Below are 15,295 nucleotides of genomic sequence, written 5' to 3'. Positions count from 1 at the left end.
TTACAGCTGCATCCGCATCAGTTCCTGGTATCCCTCGACGATGCGAGAGCGCACTTGCAACGCGAGCTGCAGCGACATGCGCGCTTCCTCCAGCGCGATCATGACCTGATGCGGCGGCACTGCGCCGTCGAGCGCGAAGCGGGCGACGGCGTCGTCGGCAAGCCTGGTGGTCTGGTCGACACGGGTCGCGCCCGCGACGAGCCAGTCCGCGAAACTCGACTGCTGCGCAAACGGCGACATGGCGGCCGTTTCCGACAGCGGGGCGCCCTGCACCATGGAGATCGATTCGACCGGATTGGCGCTCATGAGCGGGCCCCGAGTTCGAGCGCTCGCATATACATCGAACGTGCGGCATTGAAGATCACGGTGTCGGCTTCGTAACTGCGCAGCGTCTGCACCATCAACGCCATTTCACCGGCATGGTCGATTCCCGGATAGGCGACCATGCCGTTGGCGTCCGCATGCGGATGCGCCGGGTCGTGGACGAGCCGTGGCGGTGCATCGATGCGCTCGACACCGTAGCTCTGGACACCCGTCATGCCGAAGGTCGGCGACGTATCGCCATTGCGCAGGTGATCGTCGAAGGTTGCGCCGATTCTCGGGCCGGAGACGAGGCGTAACGGGTGGTACGCCTGCCCGTCCGACGTGCGGGTCGTGCCGGCATTGGCGAGATTCTGTGCGATGACTTCCATACGCTGACGTTCGACGTCGAGCCCCGAGCGCGCGATCGCGAAAAGGCTGTTTTCCATCGCTTACATTCCTTTGATGGCGAGTTGGCGGATCTGCAGCGTCCGGTCGAGCATGCCAATCAGCATCGCGTAGCGTGCGGAGGTTTCGGACGCGGACGCGATTTCATCGTCGAGACGGACCGTGTTGACGTCGATCGGCAGCGGCGCGTCGAACGAGGGTTCGACCGACCGGATGCGCGCGAGACGCGTATCGACGGTGTCGCCAGCATGGGTTTCGGCGGCATCGCGCAGTGCCTCTTCGAATGTCACGCGGACCGGCACGTAGCCGACCGAATTGGCGTTCGCGATGTTCTGCGCAGTGGCGGCCTGTCGCGCGAACAGCCCGTCGAGCGCCTTGGTTGCGATCGACGCGACGAGATCGATGGACATGAATCCCTCTCCTTATTGAACGATGATGTCGGCGTGCAGCGCGCCGGCGGCCTTGATCGCTTCGAGGATCGCGATCACATCCCGCGTGCTGATCCGGCTGGCCTTGAGCGCCTGGACGAGATCACCGACGCTGCCTTGCGGAAACGATGCGGCGACCGTCTGGCCCGGTTCGTCGACGTAGAGCTCGCTGTTGCCGACGACGAGGCTGCGTACGTTTGGGCCCGTGATTCCGATGAGGCCCGGTTGCGACGCGTTGTACTGCGTGGCGACGGTCACCTTGATGTCGCCGTGCGAGATCGTGATCGGCGCGATGTGCGTATCGCCACCCGCGACGACCGTGCCGGAGCGCTCGTTGATCACGACGCGCGAGCGTTGGTCGGGGGCCACGGCGAGGGACTCGATGCGCGCGACGTAGCCGTTCAGTCCGCCGCCGTCCAGCGGCGCGCGGATGCGCACGGTGCGCGCATCGGTCGAGCGGGCGGTCCCGCTGCCGAACGAGCGGTTGATCTGCGATGCAATGCGTTCTGCCGTGATCGCGTCGGCGTCCTTCAGGATGAAGCTGAGGTAGCCGTCGCGGTTGACCAGTTCGGCCGTGACCGGTACTTCGACGGTCGCGCCTTCGGGAATGGTGCCTGCGGTAGGGTGATTCTTCATGCGCAGGTTGCCGTTGGCATCGTAGCGATAACCGCCCACGGATACCGCTCCCTGCGCGAGCGCATAGACCTTGCGGTCGGGCCCGCGTAGCGGCGTCATGATCAGCGTGCCGCCGGACAGGCTGCGTGCATCGCCCATCGACGTCACGTTGACGTCGAGCTTGTCGCCGACGTCCGAGGTTGGCGGCAGCGACGCCGTGATCATGACCATTGCGACGTTGCGGCTCTGCAGTTGATCTTGTGTCAGATTCAGATCGAACTGCGACAGCATGTTCGTCATCGCCTGGCGGGTCGCCTGATTGCGTGGGGTGTCGCCCGAGCCCGACAGGCCGGTGACGATCCCGTATCCGACCAGCATGTTGTCGCGCCAGCCGAGGAAGCGGCCGAGATCCTTGAGGCGAACGTCGGCCGTGGCCGCGCTAGCGGCGGTCGAGACCGCGCAGACCAGCCACGCGGCATGGATGAAGAAGCGCTTTACCATAGGCCGAGCCATGCGAAGAAGCGTGGAATGAGGCCGGGCCGCGAGCGATCGGTGATGAAGCCTTCGCCGGTGTAGTCGATCTTCGCGTCTGCGAGTCGCGTCGACAGCACCGTATTGTTCGCGGCGATGTCGATCGGCCGGATGCGGCCTTCGAGGCGAATGCGGGTTTTTTCACCGTTGACGTCGATGTCCTGCGTGCCTGCAACGATGAGGTCGCCGCTCGGCGTCACGCCCGTGACGCTGGCGCTCAGCTGTGCGAGCAGCCGGCCCGTGCGCTGAATCTGGCCTTTGCCGCCGTAGTTGTCGCCAAGACCGACCTGTGCAGAATTCTTGCCCGCGTACAGCGTCGACACGTTGCCCTGCACACCGAAGCCGGTCTTCGTCGACGTGTCTGCGGTGTTGCTCGCGCTCGAATTCTCGTAGATGAGGATCGTGACGATGTCGCCCGGCCGCGACGCGCGTCGGTCTGCCGTTAGCGATTCGTAGGTCGAGCCTTGATAGAGATCGGCCGCCGGTGCGGCGGTCGTCCCGAGCAGCGACGCTGCAAGTGCGCCCGCGTGGATGAAGGAAAGGACGCGGCGCATGTCAGTGCCCCCGTCCGTCCGACGGCGCCCGCCAGATCTGGATGTCCGCATTGCCGGTCAGTACCGGTGCCGCATGCCGTGGCCCGGCGTCGGCCAGTGCCGTGCCAGAGCGCGTCACCGTCACGGCACCCACCTGGATGGTGTCGAACACGCGTCCGCCACGATGAACGGTGGCCAGACGGGACGTGGCGGGCGCCGGCACGATCTCGCCGGCGGTTATGGCGCGGGCCGCCCGCACTACATGTGATTCCGCGTCGTAGCGCCAGGCCCGTACGGCGCCGTTGCCCGGGCAGCCTGCCGGTTGAATCTCGCCGGCTGACGGGCTGGCGTCGACCGGGAGATCAGCGAGCACGCTCACGCACGAGGGCGAAGCCGTGCTGGCAGCGGCGTTGGTCCGGAGAAGTGTGATTTCGACGTCGGCGACCGGCACGTTCGCGAGCCAGGGGCCGAGCATTGGCATCGCGCGGCGTGCGGATGCGGCGAGCCGGCGCGCGTCCACGCGAACGGCGGTTGCCGATCGCGCGAGCGACATCACCGGAACGGTCGCCGCGCGCGGTGCGATGGACTCAGGCAGGGCGGTCAGGTCGGCGACATCCGCCAGCGTGACTGTCGGGCGATCGACGGTGACGGTGGCGCGAAAACGGATCGCTGCGTCGGGCGACGGCGGCGCGCCGAGCACGGCCACAGGAACGAGCGCACCGAGGCAAAGTAGCCGAGCGCGCGCCGCCAACGGTGCGCGCGACTTGCTCGGACTGGAAAAACCGCGCGTCATCGCTTGAGCCCGTTGGCGATGGACATCAACTCGTCGCCGACTTGAACGAGCCGCGCGTTGGCCGCATAGGTTCGCTGGTAGAGCATCAGGCCGACGAGTTCGTCGGACATCGATACGTTCGATGCCTCGCTGAATCCCTGGACCAGCACGCCGGCGTTGTCCTCGCCCGGGCGAACGCGCGTCAACGACGACGCATCGTCCCGTGCGCGATAGACGCCGCCGCCCACCGATTCGAGCGAGCGCACGTCGGACGGCACCAGCACTTCGAGTTCGCCGATGTCGAGCGGATCGGCCTGGCCGGACACGGTCGCCTGAACCTGACCGGTCTGCGAGATCGTGATCGCCGATGCATCGCGCGGTACCGAAATCATAGCCTTCAGGCGCTGGCCGTCCGCGGTCGCGAGATAGCCGTCGGAACCGACCCGCAGCGTGCCGCCGCGCCAGAGCAGCGTCTGGCCGGAATCGGACGCGAGCTCGATGAAGCCGTTGCCGCGAATCGCCAGATCGAGCGTATTGTTGGTCGGCCGCAATTCGCCCTGCGTATAGACGTGCAGCGATGGATCCGCGCTGACGCCGGCCGCGATGCTCGACGTTTCGTTCGCGTAATCGCGCACGAGCGGCGCCGGCACCGTGGTGAGCAGTTCGGAGAACGCGACGGTGCCGCGCTTGAACGCGGGCGTGGTCATGTTGGCGATGTTGTTCGCCGTGACGTCGATGGCGGTCTGTTGCGCGTTGAGGCCGGTTGCGCCGATGTAGAACACATTGTTCACGATTACATGTCTCCGAGACGTTGCAGGACGTTGCCCATCATGTCGTCGTACGCATGAACGAGCTTCTGCCCGGACTCGACGCGTCGCATCGCGGCCATCATCCGGATCATTTCGTCGGCGTTCGATACGTTCGACGTTTCCAGATAGCCCTGCATCACGCGGGGATCGGCCAGATCGACCGGTCGCGCACCGTTTGCGCGATACAACCCGTCGTTGGTGCGGGCCAGTTGATTCGGATTGGCGAACGACGCCGTGCCGATCACGGCGACCGGCTGGCCATCGTCAAGCACGGTCCCGTCGGCGAGGACGCGCCAGTTCTGCGAACGAACGACGATGTCGCCGCCGCCACTGCCTTGCAGCGCCCAGCCTTGTCGCGTGACGAGCCGGCCATCGGCGTCCAGCCGGAAGGAGCCACCGCGCAGATAGGCGGTGCCATCGGGAGCGGAAACCGCGAAGAAGCCGCCGCTCGACAGCGCGAGATCCAGCGGATTGCCGGTGTGGATCATGCGGCCGGGCGTGAAGTCGGTTGCAACGTCGCGCGTGGATGCACGTGGCGCCGCCGTTTGCGCGGACGACTCGGCCTGCGAAACCGCATCGGCGAAGGTGATCAGCCGCTTGTAGCCCGGTGTCGCGAGATTCGCGACGTTCTGCGCGGCGGTTTCGACCTGGCGCATCTCGGACGAGATCAGGCCGACGGCGGTTGTCATCAGGTTATCCATGGGCGGGGCGGGTATCGTTCATGAAAGCGGGGCGGTCATGCCGCGGAAGCGTGACGGTCGAGACCGACCATCCCGAACGAACGCAGATTGATCGCGTGCGGGATCTCGTTCATCGACAGAACGGCGAGCCGAGGGGCGATACGGCGAGAAAAGATCTTCAGGTGCCGGCGCAGCTCGGGCCGGCACAGCAACGCGGGGGCGAGATTCTGTCGAAGCATCGCGTCGACTTGTTCAGCGAGCCGCGTGAGGAACGATTCGGCCAGCCCCGGATCGAGCACGAATGCACCGCTACCGTCAGCGCCCTGCAAATTGTGTGCAATCGTGTTTTCGAGCATCGGATCGAGCGTCAGCACCGCGAGTGCTTCCTTCTCGCCGATCAGACGCTGGCAGATACTATGTCCGAGCTTCTGACGTACGCGTTCCCCGAGCAATGCCGGATCTTTCTCATGCCGACCGGCATCGGCCAGCACCTCGACGATCTGGTCGATGTTCCGGATCGGGACATGCTCGGACAGCAATCCCTGCAACACGGCCTGCACGTCGCCGACTGATAGGATGTTGGGTACAAGTTCCTCGACGAGCCCCGGCGACCGTGTGCGGACGCCTTCGAGCAGCGCGACGACATCGCTGCGGGACAGGAGCGTCGAGATGTTTGCACGGACAACCTCGGTGACGTGCGTGACGAGTACCGTCATCGGGTCGACGGCCGTATAGCCGAGCGACGATGCGCGGGAGACCTGCGCTTCGTCGATCCACAGCGCGGGCAGGCCGAATGCCGGGTCGCGCGTCGCGATGCCCGTCAGGTCGCCCGACTTGCCGTTCGGGTGGATCGCGAGGGTTTTGTCTGCATGCAGCGCGGCTTGGCCGAAGCGATTGCCGTACAGCAAGATCCGGTAGTCGTTCGAGCCCAGCTGCGCTGCATCGCGGAATGTCACGGCCGGGATCGTGACACCCATCTCGTCGGCGTACTGCTTACGAAACGCGGCAACCCGTTCGGCCAGCACGCCCTGTAGTGGAATCCATGCACGCGCGAGTTCCGGGCCGAAGCCGACTTCAACAGGTGCAACGGGCAAGGCCTGCCCGTCGCTCCCGGCAGCGGGCGTGGCCGGAGCGTCGGCGCCGGCCATTGCCGTAGCTGCTTCGGCCGACGTGCCGCGTGCGAACCACCACGCGAAGAAGACCACCGGCGCGAGAATCAGGATCGGCCATTTCGGCATGCCCGGCAGGATCAGCAGGCCGATCAGCGCCCCGGTCACGAGAAAGCGGATCTTCGGGAACTGAGCGAGTTGGCGGAACACTTCGTTGCTCAGTTCGCCGTCGGACGCCGAACGTGTGACGATGATCCCGGTTGCCACCGAGATCACGAGCGCGGGTACCTGCGTGACGATGCCATCGCCGATCGTCAGCAAGGTGAACTTCTGTAGTGCGTGACCGAGCGGCATGCCCATCTGGGCGACACCAACTGCCCAGCCGCCAAGAATATCGATGAGCATGATGATGATGCCGGCGATCGCGTCGCCCTTGACGAACTTGCTCGCGCCGTCCATCGAGCCGTAGAACGCGGCCTCCTTTTCCAGCGCTTTTCTGCGGGCCCGCGCTTCGTCCTGGTCGATCAGACCCATGTTGAGGTCCGCATCGATACTCATCTGCTGGCCGGGCATCGCGTCGAGCACGAAGCGGGCGGCCACCTCGGACACGCGCTGTGCACCGTTCGTCACGACCACGTACTGGACGACGATCAGGATGAAAAAGATGATCAGGCCGATGACGAAATTGCCCTGCACGACGAATTCGCCGATTGCGCTGATCACCTGGCCGGCTTCGCCGCCGGACAGGATGAGTCTCGTCGCCGCGATGTTCAACGACAACCGGAACAGCGTCGCGATCAGCAGCAGCGACGGGAAGGTCGAAAAATCGACGGGCCGGACAACGTAGATCGTCAGCAGCAGGATCGTGAACGCGAACGCGAAGTTCGTGATGATCAGCAGGTCCAGAGCGGCGGCCGGGATCGGCGCAAAGAGGATCAGCAGGATCGCCATGACGGCGAGCACGAGCGCGAGATCTTGCTGCCGGCCGAAGCGGGACATGAGCGCGTTCATGCGGCGACCTCGCCAACGCGGCGGCGAATGCGCAGGTAGACCGTGGCGGCGTCGCGATACGAGCCGGCGGAAATTTCCTGATCGACGCATGTTTCACGAAAAATACGTCGGGCCAGCGCTGGCGATTCGACGACAGGAATGCCGTAAACGAACGCAACCTTCTTGAGCCGTTGCGCAAAATCGCCGGCGCCTCGTGCGATCACCTTGGGTGCTGCCATATGCGCCGGCACGTACTTCAGTCCGATCGCATAGTGCGTCGGATTCGTGATCAGGACATCCGCGTCGCGGACATTGCGAAGGCTGCGCGCATTCTGGGTCAGCTCGCGACGAATCTTGCGTCGCTGATTCTTGATCCGCGGATCGCCTTCGCGTTGTTTGTATTCCTGTTTGATTTCGTGACGGCTCATGCGCATCTTCTTTGCGAAGACGCGATGGACGATCACGAAGTCGAGTGCGGCGAACACTGCGGCGGCGATCAGCAGCTTCGCGAGGAAGCTCAGTCCGACCGTCTGCATCAGCTCGCCCAAGCGACGCGGATTGAGCGGCGTATGTGCGACGCTCTCGATTATGGACGCGATGCAGAACCATGCGATCAGGCTGTAAACAGCCATTTTGGTCAGAGTGCGAGCCGAATCCAGGAGCGTCTGTAACGAAAAGATGCGTTTGAATCCCTGGACGGGATTGAGCCTGGACATGTCGGCCTTGACGGCAGCCGGCGCAAAAAGGAAGCGGGTTTGCAGCACGGTGACCAGCAGCCCAGCACCCATCGACAACAGCGCCATCGGCGCAATCAAGCGAAAGGCGTCCAACACTGCTGTCATCAACCACGTAGTCATCGCGCCGGGCGTATGTGCGACGGCAGGAATCTCTGCCAACAGGCGAACGCTGCGGGTAGCGATGGCTGACGCGAGGTGTGTGCCATCGGTCCACAAGTAGGCCGCACAGGCGCTGAGGCTGGCCAGCATGCCGAGCTCCTGACTCTTGGGCGTCATGCCCTTCTTGCGCGCCTGCTCGAGACGGTAGGCAGTGGCGGCTTCGGACCGGTTCTCGTCTTGTTCAGCCATAGTGTCGGAACGTGGTCGGAACGAAGTCGAGCGCGAGCCGCACGAGCCGCAACGCGACCGGTGCGAGCGTGCCAACTGCCAACGCCATTGCGGCAAGCGTGACGAACGCCTTGACCTGGAAGCCCAGCATCAATGCATTCATCTGCGGGAGCGCACGGGCCAGGAACGCAATCACAAGATCCGTCAGGAACAGCGTCAGCATGACGGCGGCGGTCGCGCCCAGCGCGATGGCAGTCAGCGAGCCGAAGTACGACGTGAACGATGCGGGGTCGCCGATGATGTGGACAGACGCAGGCGGAAACGATTGCGTGAGCGCGAAAAGCAGGGCGAGGAGATCGCGATGCCCGTTGGACGCGAAGAAAATGACGCCCGCCGTCATGGTAAGGATGGAACCGAGCAACGGCGCCTGGCTACGCGAGCCCGGATCGATGACCATCGCCAGGCCATAGCCGGCCTGAACATCCAGAACGCGTCCGACGAACGACAGAGCCGCGAAACTGGCCTGGAATGCAAAGGCGATCGCAAGCCCGAGCAGGCCCTCCCATGCGGCAACGGGAATCATGCCGGCGTCGACTGGCCCCTGATACGGGACGGTCGATGCGAGGCAGGCGGACAACGTCAGTGTCGCGGCAACTTTAACCCGCATCGGCGTCACCATCTGCGAGAAGGGTGGGGCAAGCGTCAACACCGGGCCCACGCGCAACGAAAGCAACAGCGTCGCCGCAGCCCATCCGATACTCGGACTGGCGATCATGGTTAGCCCAGTGTCGGAATGAGATTAAAGAGAGATTGGGTAAAGCCGGTCAGTCGGGCCAACATCCAGGAACCGAGCAGGACAATGACGAAACCGACGACAACCAGTTTCGGCACATAGGAAAGACTCATTTCCTGAAGTTGTGTGACGACTTGAAACAGGCTGATGACGAGACCCGTTATCAGAGCGGCGAGGAGAATGGGACCCGCGACAAGTAAACTTGTCCACATTAGCTGAGCCATAAGGCCCAGGGCATTGTCGCTAGACATTCTCTCGTTTCCCCGGGGGATGTTACTGTTTATTACGATTATTTTGCTATGTTGAATTGCAATCGTAATGATGTCAACGATATTGAAAGGAGTTAATCGATGATGAAAATCAACTGAAAGTTGTCAATCTCTGGCATTGGGAGGGTGGTTTTTAGTTAATAAATATTGCTAAATCATGGCGCTGGCGACGTATTATTTCTGGCGGGGGTTCAATGCGGTGTGCGGGAAGTTATATTGCGGGCGGCGCGATCGAATGACTGTCTGCTGATGAAACTACGTGGATTGCAATCGTCACGATCGAGCCATGGCTCCCCGTCACGCAACTCTGCAGTGGCGATCGGGGGAGAAGTCGTGGTGGGGTACGTGGGTTATGATCGATTGTGCGTGCGCTTAAGGCCGAATGCTGTCAGCGACTGCGCCAGCGTCCGGCCGGTCGATCCAAGGGGACGATTCAGCACCGCTTCCTTGAGGGTATTCGCAGATTCGGCATGGTTCGTCGCCTCAAGTTCCAAGGTCTTCGCCAGCGTGCCGGACAGCGATTGCGGATCGAGGCGCAGCGCAATATCGGCGTGACGGCGCGAATCGTCCCGGCGCTCTTGAAGCTGCAGGGCCACCGCGAGCGAACCATGGGCTTCGGCAAATCCTCGATCAAGCACTGCCGCTTGTTGAAAGCGTTCGGCTGCCGTCGCCAGATTGCCGGCGAAGAGCCAGGCCCAGCCGGCCGCAAGCCAGGAGCCGGCATGGCTCCCGAGTCGTTCCGCGGCGTGATCGAGCATCGCCGCCGCGTTCGGGAATCGCTCTTGCGCGAGCAGGCACAGACCGCGCCCGAGCGTGGCGCGTGCTTCCAGCGGGTTGCTTTCGGTCGCTCGTTCGAGCAGTTCGGTTGCACGTTCGATATTGCCCGCCTCGAGTTCCGCCAATCCGAGGATCACTAGACTGTCGGGAGAATCCGGCGCACGCGCTGCATGGCGTTGTGCATTTTCCAGATCACCCAGATCGAACAAAAGCGACGCGTAAGCGCCTACAAAGCCCGGGGGCGGGACGGCCTGATCCATCAACGACCCCATCCGAGTGGCTTCGTCGAAGCGGCCCAGGTAATGAAGGCCCCGCAACTTCAGGGCAGCCGCCTCCGGGACCGCGTCGAGGCAGGCGGGCGCAAGGTCCGCTGCAGGCGCGAAGGAACCGGACATGGCGCTCGCATACGCAAAATTGTAGTAAAGGACCGGATTCGCGTCGTGTTCAACGAGAGTGCGGAAATCGGCCAATGCGGCTTCAAACCGACCTTCGGACATGGCTGACAAGCCCCTCATATTGACGAGCGATGGCGGGAGAGGCTGAATTGCTTCGTAACGCGTCAGCAATTCATTGCAAAGCTGAAACTGGTGGGCGTCGGCTGCGGCAGTCGCTGTATCGGCAAGCAGAGAAAGGTTTTCTGAATCCTCGTCCAGGAAAGTCAGGAGGCGATCGAGACGGGCTTGTAGGGATTGAAACGCCTGCAGATCGACGGCCATAAATCTGAAATCCTTCTAGAATGGACGAATGATGTGACAATTGCTCTGGAGTATCGATCGTTGAGAGTTAATTGCTTGGAATCGATCGCTTTCGAAATTTTTGAGGAGCAGTGTATTTTACAGTAGTGTAGCAAATTGGACAGTCAGTGCGGAATGAAACCGAAATCGATGGTGCAATGGCACGCCGGAAAGCCGGAGCCCTTGAATTTCATGTTGAGGCGGTGCGCCGAAAAAGAGTCGCGAAGGCCAAGAAATTGCAAGCACCATTGAAATCGGTTTAGTGGGGTAGGGACCACCACACGTCACGGGAGCGTTGGCGATCCTGCGGTGGCTCGCTGTAGCCCTGATGTGGGCGTACGACCGACGGAGGATCGACCCGCAGAACCGGTTGCGGGTCGTGCTCGAACGTTCGATGGCCGGCGGCGGCAGTGGAGGAGTCGTGATCGTACTCGGCAACAGGTTCGGTGAAAGCGGCAGTCGCGCGACGGCCATGGCGGCCCATCACGAGAATGCGGTGAAGCCCATCTGGAACGCAGACGGATTACATTTTCTCCATTCGCCGAGACGCGACGCATCTGACGGCTTGTGCTCAGGGCAACATGGAACTGGTCGCCTGGTTTGCCTTGCTGCTCGAATTGCTGAGATAGGCATAGCGCTCTTCAACGGCCTGCCGATGAGACGGGAACTGGCGAAATGCGACGTATGGGTACGATCGTGGGTAGGAGGCGGTCCGTAACGATGGGAGTCAAACCTGGCACGGCTTCCTGGACGGAACCTGCAGTCTGCCGCCTTCCGCCATTCCGTTACCCCCGATTCGGCCTGCGCACGCTCGCGTCGCGCACGACCCCGCGCAACGGTCGCGACCGCGCAAACTTGATGGGGAAAAGCACTAGAAGTATGAGAATTATTTCCCGGCTATAGTGGAATGACTGAAGGTAGACGCGACGCTTTCTTGCCGATACCGATCAGGCCATGACTGTATAGACGAGTTGCCGTATGAAAAATAAGACCGACAAGACCGCCGGACCGATCTGGGGCGTGGCAGCAGGATTGCTTCTTGCTGGCACGGGATTGAGTCTCGGTATTTTCCCGGCGGCGCTGCACGGTGCGGGAAGCGCAAACGACTTTCTGGCGTCCGGCGTCACGATGCTGGGTATCTTCCTCGTCGTCTATTCCACGCACGAACTGCGAAGAAAGCGCTCGTACTGAACCTTCGCTCACCTCCGATCACGACAATCGACTCGAGCCGGCCGACTGCTCGGGATGCGTTACGTCGTGCGGATTTCGTGGTTGTAGACGAGTTCGACGATTCGCTTCGTCGGAATACTCGCGCGCAGACGGTCGACACCGTCGATCGGAAACCACTTGCATTTCTCGATCTCGTTGTTCGCTTGCGGCGTCTGGTCCGGCGCGACTTCCGCAAAGAACACGTGATGGATCTTCGCGAGCCCGGTGAACTGCATCGAGTACGTCAGATCCTGTCCGGTCATGCCGGTTTCTTCGCATAACTCACGATGCGCGGCTTCGAGCGGCGTCTCCCCGCGCTTGATCGTGCCGCCTGGAAGCGCCCAGCGCGATGCCGCGCGCGTGACGAGCAACACGCGCTCGTCGCGATAGCAGACGACGGTCGCGCGTTCCTTGATCGGGGCGGCAGTCGTTTCGGGGGCGTTGTCGGGCGCGAGGATCTGGGGCATGTCGTGATTCTAACCAGCGCGACTCGATCGGCCAAGGCAGCCTGACCGGGTTTGACGATTGACGGTCGCCGATGCGTGGCCGGCCGTCGCGTGACACGCCGAAAGCGCAAGGCCGGCGGCAGGGCCGTGCGCCGGCCCCCTGATGCCGTTCGGCTTTGGCACGACGACCGGCGCGGCCCATCACGCCCCATCATGCCCCATCGCGCCCGGCACGTCGTCATGCGGTTCGCACCGCGATTGCCTTTACTTCTTTGCCGGCAGGAACCAGTTCATCACGAGCGCGCAGATGCCGCCCGTCGCGACGCCCGATTCCAGCACGTTCTTCAGTGCATGCGGCAGGCTGTTCAGGATGTCCGGCACCTGCGACACGCCGAGGCCGAGCGCAAGCGACACCGCGATGATCAGCAGCGCGCGGCGATCGAGATGGACGCCCGCGAGGATGTTGATGCCGGACGCGGCCACCGCACCGAACATCACCATCGCCGCACCGCCGAGCACGGGCTCGGGCACGGCCTGCAGCACGCCGGCGACGACCGGGAACAGGCCGAGCACCACCAGCATGCCCGCGATCCAGATACCGACGTGACGGCTCGCGACGCCGGTGATCTGGATCACGCCGTTGTTCTGCGCGAATACCGAGCTCGGGAACGTATTGAACACGCCGGCCAGCAGCGAGTTCGCACCGTTGACGAGCACGCCGCCCTTGATGCGCTGCATCCACACCGGCCCTTCGACCGGCTCGTTCGAGATCTTGCTGGTGGCCGTCACGTCGCCGATCGCTTCGAGCGACGTGACGAGGTAGATGATCAGCATCGGTACGAACAGCGCCCATGAGAAGCCGATGCCGAAGTGCAGCGGCGTCGGCACCTGGAACAGCGCGGCCTGGTGCATGCCGGTGAAGTCGAGGCGGCCGAGGAACGCAGCCGCGAAATAGCCGATCGCGAGCGCGATGACGAGCGCGGTGCTGCGCACCCAGACGATCGGCACGCGGTTCAGCAGGATGATCGTGCCGAGCACGAGGCCCGACAGCGTGAGGTTCTCCGCGCTCGCGAACGTGCCCTTGGCCATCGCGCCGTAGCCGCCGCCCATGCTGATGAGGCCGACCTTGATCAGCGTGAGGCCGATCAGCAGCACGACGATGCCGGTGACGAGCGGGGTGATCAGGCGCTTCACGAAAGGCAGGATGCGCGACACGCCCATCTCGACGAACGACCCGGCGATCACGACGCCGAAGATCGCGGCCATCACGGTCTCGACCGGCGTGCCCTGCTTGACCATCAGGCTGCCGCCGGCGATCAGCGGGCCGACGAAATTGAAGCTGGTGCCCTGGACGATCAGCAGGCCGGCGCCGAGCGGGCCGAAGCGCTTGCACTGGACGAAGGTGGCAATGCCGGAAATCACCAGCGACATCGACACGATCAGGGTCGTATCGCGGCTGGACACGCCGAGCGCCTGGCAGATCAGCAGGCCCGGCGTGACGATCGGCACGATGATCGCCAGCAGGTGCTGCAGCGCGGCAACGAAGGCGACCATCGGCGCCGGCCGGTCGTTCGGGCCGTACACGAGGTCGCGGGCCGCTTCTGCGGCGTCGGCGCCATGGGAGGCGGATTGGGCGGAGGAGGCGGGTTGCATGGCGAGCGGGCCGGACAAGGTGGAAAGTGCGGCATTTTAGCCGAAGGGCCCGCCGGCGCCGCCCGGCCGTGCCGCAATAGTGGGGATTCGGCGGAACGTGGAAAAGGGCCGGTTCGGCACCCGGCGATCGGCGCATCGCTGCCAGGCGATCGCGGTCCTGTCGAGCAACCGCTTCGCGAATGGCGCAATCCTGCACCTCGACGGCGGCGGCCGGCTCGGGCCGCGGAACGTCAGCCAGCGGCGCGTGCTTCGTTGCCGCGCGCCGCTGTGCGTGGCGGGCGGGAATTGGGATACGCGCGCTGGCAGACGGCGATGACCGTGTCGCGCAGGCGGCGATGTACGGGGTCGCCGTGCATGCGCGGATGCCACAGCGCGGACACGAGGATCGCCGGCAGCCGGACCGGGATCTCGAAACTGCGCAGCCCGAGGGCTTCGATGAGTCCCGGCGAGCACGCGTTGCCGAGGCTCGAGTGCGGCACCAGCGCGATCAGGTCGGTGCCGGCTGCGACACGCATCGCGTCCGGATAGCTCGGCACGACGACGTGCACGGCGGGGCCAGGGGCGATCGCGCCGGTCGAGTCGTCGGTCGGTCCGCCGAAATCGCCGAACTGGGCCGAAACGACGTGACGGCAGGCTGCATAGCGCGCGGGCGTGATCCGGGCCGACGCGAACAGCGGATGGCCGGCGCGCGCCACCGCGACGTGCCAGTCGTGAAAGAGCATGCGCGTGTGCAGTTCGGGTGCGTCGTCGCCGCGCTTGCCGATTTCGAGGTCGACGGTGCCGTCGCGCAACGCTTGCGGATCGCGGTCGAGTTTCGGGACGAAGCGAATACGCACGCGCGGCGCGACGTCGGCCAGGGCGGCGACGTGGCGAAGTCGACGTCGGCGGTCGCCGGACGCAGCACCGCGCGCGCGTCGCTCGCGACGGCATGCACGCGGTCGCGCAACGCGGCGGCGTGCGGCGTCGGCACGAGCTTGCGCCCCGCGCGCACGAGCAGTTGGTCGGCGGTCGCGATGCGCAGCCGCGTGAGCGTGCGGCTCATCGCCGACGTGCTCAGGCCCAGCCGGCGCGCGGCGCCGGTCACGCTGCTCTCCGACAGCAGCGCGTCGAGTGCGGTGACGAGGTTCAGGTCGATGTCTTCCATGCGAACAGGATACGCCACTGCGGGGTTTGGC

The 15,295-nt window shown here is 64.0% G+C and carries 16 protein-coding genes and 1 pseudogene; 1 reads left to right on the top strand and 16 read right to left on the bottom strand.

The genetic code is table 11. From position 1 onward, the window contains the following. The 13 genes from fliE to WT24_RS23750 form a co-directional block, all read right to left on the bottom strand. A complete protein-coding gene (fliE, locus tag WT24_RS23810) occupies positions 1–306 on the bottom strand; it encodes a flagellar hook-basal body complex protein FliE (protein WP_060036043.1) in 306 nt (101 codons plus the stop codon). Beyond that, positions 303–749, bottom strand: coding sequence for a flagellar basal body rod protein FlgC (flgC, locus tag WT24_RS23805; protein WP_060036042.1), 447 nt, complete (start codon positions 747–749; stop codon positions 303–305). Before flgC ends, fliE begins: the two co-directional genes overlap by 4 nt. 3 nt (positions 750–752) lie before the next feature. Next, positions 753–1,118, bottom strand: a complete 366-nt coding sequence (locus WT24_RS23800) for a hypothetical protein (protein ID WP_060036041.1) — start codon at positions 1,116–1,118, stop codon at positions 753–755. A 12-nt stretch (positions 1,119–1,130) separates the two neighbouring features. Then, the gene (locus tag WT24_RS23795; RefSeq protein ID WP_060036040.1) at positions 1,131–2,252 is read right to left on the bottom strand and encodes a flagellar basal body P-ring protein FlgI; all 1,122 of its coding nucleotides are present in this window, start codon (positions 2,250–2,252) and stop codon (positions 1,131–1,133) included. Then, positions 2,246–2,836: a flagellar basal body L-ring protein FlgH gene (locus tag WT24_RS23790; RefSeq protein ID WP_060036039.1), complete on the bottom strand. Its 591-nt coding sequence runs from the start codon at positions 2,834–2,836 to the stop codon at positions 2,246–2,248. The genes WT24_RS23795 and WT24_RS23790 overlap by 7 nt, the downstream gene beginning before the upstream one ends. 1 nt (position 2,837) lies before the next feature. Beyond that, complete coding sequence (locus tag WT24_RS23785; protein WP_156440231.1) at positions 2,838–3,608, bottom strand: hypothetical protein; 771 nt, start codon at positions 3,606–3,608, stop codon at positions 2,838–2,840. Continuing rightward, positions 3,605–4,378, bottom strand: a complete 774-nt coding sequence (locus WT24_RS23780) for a flagellar hook-basal body protein (protein ID WP_060036037.1) — start codon at positions 4,376–4,378, stop codon at positions 3,605–3,607. Before WT24_RS23780 ends, WT24_RS23785 begins: the two co-directional genes overlap by 4 nt. A gap of 2 nt (positions 4,379–4,380) precedes the next feature. Beyond that, positions 4,381–5,085 (bottom strand): flagellar hook-basal body protein, encoded by a 705-nt coding sequence (locus tag WT24_RS23775; RefSeq protein WP_257127550.1) that lies wholly within the window; start codon positions 5,083–5,085, stop codon positions 4,381–4,383. A gap of 47 nt (positions 5,086–5,132) precedes the next feature. Next, positions 5,133–7,196 (bottom strand): flagellar biosynthesis protein FlhA, encoded by a 2,064-nt coding sequence (locus WT24_RS23770; RefSeq protein WP_060036035.1) that lies wholly within the window; start codon positions 7,194–7,196, stop codon positions 5,133–5,135. Continuing rightward, positions 7,193–8,260 (bottom strand): flagellar biosynthesis protein FlhB, encoded by a 1,068-nt coding sequence (locus WT24_RS23765; RefSeq protein WP_082742277.1) that lies wholly within the window; start codon positions 8,258–8,260, stop codon positions 7,193–7,195. The genes WT24_RS23770 and WT24_RS23765 overlap by 4 nt, the downstream gene beginning before the upstream one ends. Next, complete coding sequence (locus WT24_RS23760; protein WP_060036034.1) at positions 8,253–9,014, bottom strand: flagellar biosynthetic protein FliR; 762 nt, start codon at positions 9,012–9,014, stop codon at positions 8,253–8,255. The genes WT24_RS23765 and WT24_RS23760 overlap by 8 nt, the downstream gene beginning before the upstream one ends. Before the next feature lie 2 nt (positions 9,015–9,016). Further along, positions 9,017–9,283 (bottom strand): flagellar biosynthesis protein FliQ, encoded by a 267-nt coding sequence (fliQ, locus tag WT24_RS23755; RefSeq protein ID WP_060036033.1) that lies wholly within the window; start codon positions 9,281–9,283, stop codon positions 9,017–9,019. Between the two features lie 368 nt (positions 9,284–9,651). Next, positions 9,652–10,794 carry a tetratricopeptide repeat protein gene (locus WT24_RS23750; protein ID WP_060036032.1) on the bottom strand — a complete coding sequence of 381 codons (1,143 nt, stop codon included), beginning with the start codon at positions 10,792–10,794 and terminating at the stop codon, positions 9,652–9,654. Between the two features lie 996 nt (positions 10,795–11,790). Here WT24_RS23750 and WT24_RS33530 point away from each other — a divergent pair. Continuing rightward, positions 11,791–12,003, top strand: a complete 213-nt coding sequence (locus WT24_RS33530; protein WP_082725156.1) for a hypothetical protein — start codon at positions 11,791–11,793, stop codon at positions 12,001–12,003. A gap of 59 nt (positions 12,004–12,062) precedes the next feature. On the opposite strand, the gene WT24_RS23745 is transcribed toward WT24_RS33530, so the two are convergent. From WT24_RS23745 to WT24_RS23735, 3 genes and pseudogenes are all read right to left on the bottom strand, one after another. Continuing rightward, a complete protein-coding gene (locus WT24_RS23745) occupies positions 12,063–12,488 on the bottom strand; it encodes an NUDIX hydrolase (protein WP_060036031.1) in 426 nt (141 codons plus the stop codon). A gap of 243 nt (positions 12,489–12,731) precedes the next feature. Continuing rightward, entirely contained in the window at positions 12,732–14,120 is a 1,389-nt protein-coding gene (locus tag WT24_RS23740; protein ID WP_059500831.1) for a nucleobase:cation symporter-2 family protein, read from the bottom strand. Between the two features lie 230 nt (positions 14,121–14,350). Next, positions 14,351–15,264, bottom strand: a pseudogene (locus WT24_RS23735) (LysR family transcriptional regulator). Positions 15,265–15,295 lie beyond the last annotated feature (31 nt).

Origin of the sequence: Burkholderia sp. MSMB1078WGS (assembly GCF_001528895.1) — a bacterium.
Lineage (GTDB): Bacteria > Pseudomonadota > Gammaproteobacteria > Burkholderiales > Burkholderiaceae > Burkholderia.
The sequence above is the reverse complement of the archived record's forward strand: the minus strand, read 5'-3'. Positions and strand labels throughout refer to the sequence as shown.